Origin of the sequence: Acidocella sp., from assembly GCF_028687955.1 — a bacterium.
Classification (GTDB): domain Bacteria; phylum Pseudomonadota; class Alphaproteobacteria; order Acetobacterales; family Acetobacteraceae; genus Acidocella.
In genome coordinates this window covers 11,766-13,305 of the sequence record NZ_JAQTZC010000067.1, presented here as the reverse complement: position 1 = coordinate 13,305, position 1,540 = coordinate 11,766, and the positions used below count along the sequence as shown (strand labels likewise).

Here is a 1,540-nt window from a genome sequence, read left to right as displayed (position 1 = left end):
TAGAGGCCTGATGAGCCGTCAAAGATTTTATCACCGCGTGTATTATAATAATAAACGCCTTCGGCGCGCGTGATCAGCCGGGGCTGCTCCAGAAACTGCCGGTTGGCGGTGAAAGGCATCCATTGGTGAACAAGCGGGACGTTACTCGCGGCATGGGTATCTGGCATGGTACAGCTCCTCTGATCTTTCTCTAGTTAACTATTTTAAACAATCAATACCAGAAAAATTTTTATCGCGCACCATGATTTGGGTGCAGGGCAAGGCCGGAGTAGGGTGAAACGATGGGCAAATACGCGAGGCCAGGCATGAATGACGAGACTGCATACAAGGTGTTGACCGGCACGGAATTTGCGGCGCTGGAGGCGGGGCGTTTTGAGGGCGCGCCGGTGGATCTGGCGGATGGGTATATCCACCTCTCCACTTCCGCGCAGTTGACCGGAACAGTGGACCGGCATTTTACCGGGCAGAGCAGCCTGGTGGTGGTGGCGGTGGATCTGGCGGCACTGGGCGAGGCCGTGCGTTGGGAGGTCTCGCGCGGGGGGCAGAAATTTCCGCATCTCTACGGCCGGCTGCGCATGGCCGCGGTGACGGCGCATGCGCCGCTGGCGCGGGCGGCGGATGGCAGTGTGGAACTGCCCTGACGACACCATTTTTTCCACCGCGCGGGCGATTTTGAGGACCAGATTGTCGCGGTACAGAGGGGCGGCAATGCGCTCGGCCTCAGGGGCAATGCGTGTATCCACCCCCAGCGCGCCCCGGAAGCGATTGAGAAATGGCGTCGTGAGACCTTCCCCAATATCGCTTGGCAAGCCAAAGAGGCAGGCGGCGACGTCTATTTCTAGGATGAATCGGGGTTTCGTGCCGGGGCACACGCCCCCGGCCTTTACGTTTGGGTTATGTTTCGGCGCCGGGCGGCGCGGGCGCAGGCCAGCCAGAGCAGCAGCGCCAGTAGCGCGATGGCGCAGGCCAGATGTGTGTGGGGCGGGATGTAGGAAAAGCGGATCACGGCGGTGCCCGCGGGCAGCGCCACCTGCTGAAATATTTTCAGGATCGGGCGGACGGGGGTTGATGCGCCGTTGACGGTAGCCTGCCAGCCGGGGTCAATCATTTCACGCCGGATCAGCGTGGCGGGTTGCGCGCAGGTGGTTTGCATCTTCTGGCGGGAGAGGATGGCCAGCGTGCAGGCGCCATTGACGGTCTGCGCGTAGGGGGCGGGATTGGGAAGTTCGTAGATGTCCAGCGCCGGGCTCTGGAAGGCCAGGGTTGGCGCGGGGGCGGCGCCGGTTGGCGGAAAGGGATTCGTGCCGGGCGCGGCGCCGACATATTTGATGCCGGTGACCTCATAGGCGGCGAGGTTTTTTTGCAGGGCGGCGATCTGCCCGGGCTGGCCGCCGACGAAGATGAGGATGTCGCCACCGGGGAAGAGCCGCCTCTCCACATAAAGGGTGAAGATTTTCGGCGCAGGGATCTGCACGAAGTTAAATTCGGCGATGCGGTACATGGCGGGGAAGTTCGGGGTAAACGGGCCGGTGGTGTAGAA

Annotated in this window: 2 protein-coding genes; one reads left to right on the top strand and one right to left on the bottom strand. The window is 61.9% G+C overall.

The genetic code is table 11. From position 1 onward, the window contains the following. Nucleotides 1-305: 305 nt before the first annotated feature. Nucleotides 306-641 carry a DUF952 domain-containing protein gene (locus tag PHE40_RS09140; RefSeq protein ID WP_299961024.1) on the top strand — a complete coding sequence of 112 codons (336 nt, stop codon included), beginning with the start codon at nucleotides 306-308 and terminating at the stop codon, nucleotides 639-641. Nucleotides 642-883: 242 nt separating this feature from the next. Here the strand turns inward: PHE40_RS09140 and PHE40_RS09135 are convergent. Then, a partial coding sequence (locus PHE40_RS09135; RefSeq protein ID WP_366523600.1) for a YfhO family protein occupies nucleotides 884-1,540 on the bottom strand: 657 nt, incomplete at its 5' end.

Bases quoted from the DNA above. Each gene is read 5' to 3' on its own strand.
- PHE40_RS09140 (WP_299961024.1), top strand. From the start codon at position 306: ATGAATGACGAGACTGCATACAAGGTGTTGACCGGCACGGAATTTGCG.